We start from the raw sequence: 4,405 nt of genomic DNA on the forward strand, positions 1-4,405 counted from the left end.
CGTAAACAGGACGAAGCAGAACGTCAACGTCAAGAAGACCTGAAGCGTAAACAGGACGAAGCAGAACGTCAACGTCAAGAAGACCTGAAGCGTAAACAGGACGAAGCAGAACGTCAACGTCAAGAAGACCTGAAGCGTAAACAGGACGAAGCAGAACGTCAACGTCAAGAAGACCTGAAGCGTAAGCAGGACGAAGCAAACCGCAAAGCAGCAGAAGATGAAGCAAAACGTAAAGCAAAAAAGGCAGAAGCAGAATCTCTAGGATATATGGCTTCAATGTTTAAAAATGCAGAAGATGAAGCAAACAAGGCAGCAGAAGATGAAGCAAACAAGGCAGCAGAAGAGGAGGCAAAACGTAAAGCAGAAAAGGCAGAAGCAGAATCTCTAGGATATATGGCCTCAATGTTTAAAAATGCAGAAGATGAAGCTGAACAAAAAGCAAAAGAAGATGCAGCAAAAACAAAAGCTGAAGCCGATAGAAAAGCAAAAAAAGATGAAGGATATAAAACTGATGAGGAAGAATTAGAAGAAAGCAATAATACAGCTGAAGAAGAATTAAAAAAAGATATGCTTTTAGAAAGCGAAGATAAAGCTGTCAATATGTCACTCAAAACTGAAGAAATTGTAGAACAAGATGACACTGTACTAAAAGAGCAGATATCTAACAAAACTAATGAAGCAGTAGCACTATTAGAGGGAGTAGATAGAATGACTTCAGTTACTAATAAACATATTTATAGTAATATTTTTAATAACAGACTTAATGTTGCTGCAATAGGTGCTGGTGATGAAGAAGCTAGTATAAACAGAGGAGTATGGATTAGCGGTTTATACGGAATCAACAAACAAGGAGCTTGGAAAAATATTCCGAAATATCAAGGTCGTACAACCGGTGTAACTATCGGGGGCGATGTTGAATTCATTAACAGCCATGATGTTATAGGAATAGCTTATAGCCGTCTGGAATCCCAAGTTAAATATAATAAAAAACTAGGAAAAACAGCAATTAACGGTCATCTTTTCAGTCTTTACGGTCTAAAAGAATTAGTTAAAGGCTTCTCTTTACAAGCTATAACATCTTACGGTCATAATTATATTAAAAATAAGACAACCAACATTAATAATATTATCGGTAAATATCAAAATAATAATGTAAGTTTTGAAACATTGCTAAATTATAAATATCGAACAAAACATGATTTACATTTTATTCCTAGCATTGGTTTTAAATATGATTATTCAAGAGCTAGCAACTATAAAGAGTATAATGTAGATATAGAAAATTTAATGATTCAAAAGAAATCAAATCAATCATTTGAAAGTAGCCTTGGCGGTAAAATAGTGTTTAAGCCTATAGCGACCGGAAATAATATAGTATTAACCCCAAGCTTACATGGTAATATCGAGCGTCACTTCAATACTAAAAATACAAAAGTTAATGCAAAAGCGACTTTTAAAGGACAAACATTACAACAAACAATTATTCTACCAAAACAACCTAAGCTTGGATATAATGTCGGTAGTAATATACTTATGAGTAGAAAGAATATAAACGTTCTACTTGAGTATAATTATTACACACATAGAAAATATCAAAGCCATCAAGGACTTATGAAGTTAAAAGTCAATTTGTAAAACTCTCTTTTCTCTTAAATTTCATATCTGACACAAAGTAATACAATGATTATCTTTTATTAGCCAATTAGTTAATAAAAGATAACTTTTTAGTTGACAGATCTTAACAAAAATTATATAATTTGCTCGATTTTAAAAAGCAATTAATAATTGAAAGGATAGCGTTATGTTTCTATAGAATTTAAAATCGAAAAGGCATGTAAGCCTTTTGTCTAATAGTATTTTAAGCATGGGCGCTAGTGTTAGCTTCAGTCCATTAAAAAAATAACAACTAATCGAGGCACATTAATGAGTATAGCACGTAAATTAAAATCCATATTGTTAACATACTCTTTCGTTATTAGTATATCAATAAATTTATTTACCACGGGTTCAGAAGCGGCCGGCGGTCCACCACCTCCACCTCCACCTCCACCGCCTCCACCGTGATGGACATCTCAAGCAGCGTCATCAAACAATACTGGTAGTGGAGGACAAACTACTCAACCAGAATCATCAAAAAGCACTAGTAGCAGTAAAAAAACTTCCTCACCAACAAAAACACCAGAAGTAGCTCCCCCTACTACAGACTTAGGCAAAAGATACGCTAAATTAATTGATATAAATGATAGGAAACAAAATCTAATAATACAATTTCCAAAAGTAATAGCATGTTTGATACGCCAAGAATTAACACTTCAGAACCTTGACACTAGTACTGATGTAAACAAAATTATTACCTTGTTTAATGAGAGAGAAGATTCAACCTTAGATAACGCAAAAAAAATATACCAAGAGTTTATAAAAGACCCTTATATAGCTCAGTTTACAAATAAAAACCAACAAACAGGAGGTTTCTTAGATAATAAGCTCTTCGATGAAAGTCAAGAAGAAGCAACATTGCGTCTTTTATCATTAGAGCAACTAGATGCACAAAGGAAACAAGAAATTTTAAGTCAACAAGGGAATATATTAGAACAATTAAAATTTATAAAGGAAAATTCTGAAATTCTAGGTGCGTACGGTAAGACGGCATCAACAGATATATCAAAAAAACTACCTAAAGAATTACCTAAAATTTTAAGTCAACAGGGCGATATATTAGGACAATTAAAATTTATAAATGAAAATTCTGAAATTCTAGGTGAACACAGTAAGGCAACATTAAAAGATAAACTAAAAGTATTATCTAAGCAGTTAGATAAAATTTCAAGCAATCAATTAGTAGGTTTTATACTTGATGAAAATAAGATCAACACGAACTTAAAAAACGTTCCTTTTTCAAAAAAAGAAGTAAGAGAGCTAATAGATAGCTTAAATAATGAAATATTAGAGAAAATTTTTCTCCAAGATGATGGTACGATAACTGAACAAGATTTAACTAAAATATTACAAAAATATAAAGAAACAGGTTTAATAAAAAACTTAACTCAAAGTATGGTGTATATTGAGGGTAATAAAAGTAGTGGCAGTAATACAGAAGCTTTAAATAAAACTTTAGAAAAAGGTTTAGGAAGCACTACCAAAAAACAACGAGAATTATTCGTAAATGTACTAACTTCTGACAATTCAAGGATACAAAAAGTTTTTATAGAAAAAATAGAAAAAGAGCGGAAACAAGACGAAAATCAAAGGAACTTAGAGAAAAAGGGGGCTTTATTAAATGACCTAGAGAATGCACTCAAAAGACGCGAATCTAGAATACCCAAACAACAAATAGCAAGCAAGGTAGAGGAACAAATAACAAGCTATCAACAAAACATAGCTTATAAGAAGCAGGAGGAAACGGGTTGGGTACCACATCACCAAAATGATGATCAAAATACTAATAAAGATACAGAAGTAGAAGGGTGGGAAGATAATAATAATGATAATAACAACATTGACACAATAACGGAAGCATTTAAAGAATTAGAGCGAGCAGTTCAGCCTATAATAGAAGAAAACGGCATAATAAAAACTGTTGCAATGGCTCAAGAATATTTACAAAAGGCTCAAGATCAATTAAGTTCAGCAGAAAAAAACAGAGAAGAGATAGTAAAGGATTTATCCGCAGCATTTAAAATAATACCTGAAAAAGAGCAAAATAAGATCCAAGGTAATGGTTGGCAAGATCATTTATCACTAGAGGAAATAGCAAAACTAAATACACTAAATGAAGAAACTAATACACTAAAGAGCAAAAAAAATAAATCTGGGAAATTCACATCAACTGCGGACGCACCACAATTTAAAGCAAAAGAACAAGAATATCACACACTACTTACAGAATTACAAAAAATCGGAATCGCAAAGCAACAAGAAAAACTTGTTAAAGACTACGTAGACGAAATGATAAGCAAGGCTAAAAATGAAGTAGGAAAAATAGAGGCAATTCTAGAGGATTTAAAAAAGAAGAAAGCAAATAAACACGATAATGCAGAATCTGGTCCACTAATTTCTAAGGAAATATTAGAGGCTCAAAAGCAGTTAGAAAAAGCTGAAACAGTCTTAAGTACTGCTAAACGCAATTATGAGCTTGCTAAGAGGCGAGGTAAAGTATCTGACAGCGATAGTGATGATGATTCCGATAATGAGTCAGATAAAAAAATAATACCAATACAAGCAAGAGAAATAGAGTTAAACGATGCTAAAGAAAAGGTAGCACAAGCTAAGAAAAACTTAGAAGATGCTGAAGCAAAAGATGCAGAACGTCAACGTCAAGAAGACCTGAAGCGTAAACAGGACGAAGCAGAACGTCAACGTCAAGAAGACCTGAAGCGTAAACAGGACGAAGCAGAACGTCAACGTC

Annotated in this window: 1 protein-coding gene and 1 pseudogene; both read left to right on the plus strand. The window is 33.0% G+C overall.

Annotated elements, in window-relative coordinates; translation table 11 throughout:
• Positions 1–1,635: autotransporter outer membrane beta-barrel domain-containing protein (locus AC1Z7D_RS06010; protein WP_482602854.1), on the plus strand; the 1,635-nt coding region annotated here is incomplete at its 5' end.
• Positions 1,636–2,289: 654 nt separating this feature from the next.
• Positions 2,290–4,405: pseudogene (locus AC1Z7D_RS06015) on the plus strand (autotransporter domain-containing protein); the annotation flags it as partial.

The sequence above is a fragment of the Rickettsia sp. genome, assembly GCF_965035265.1.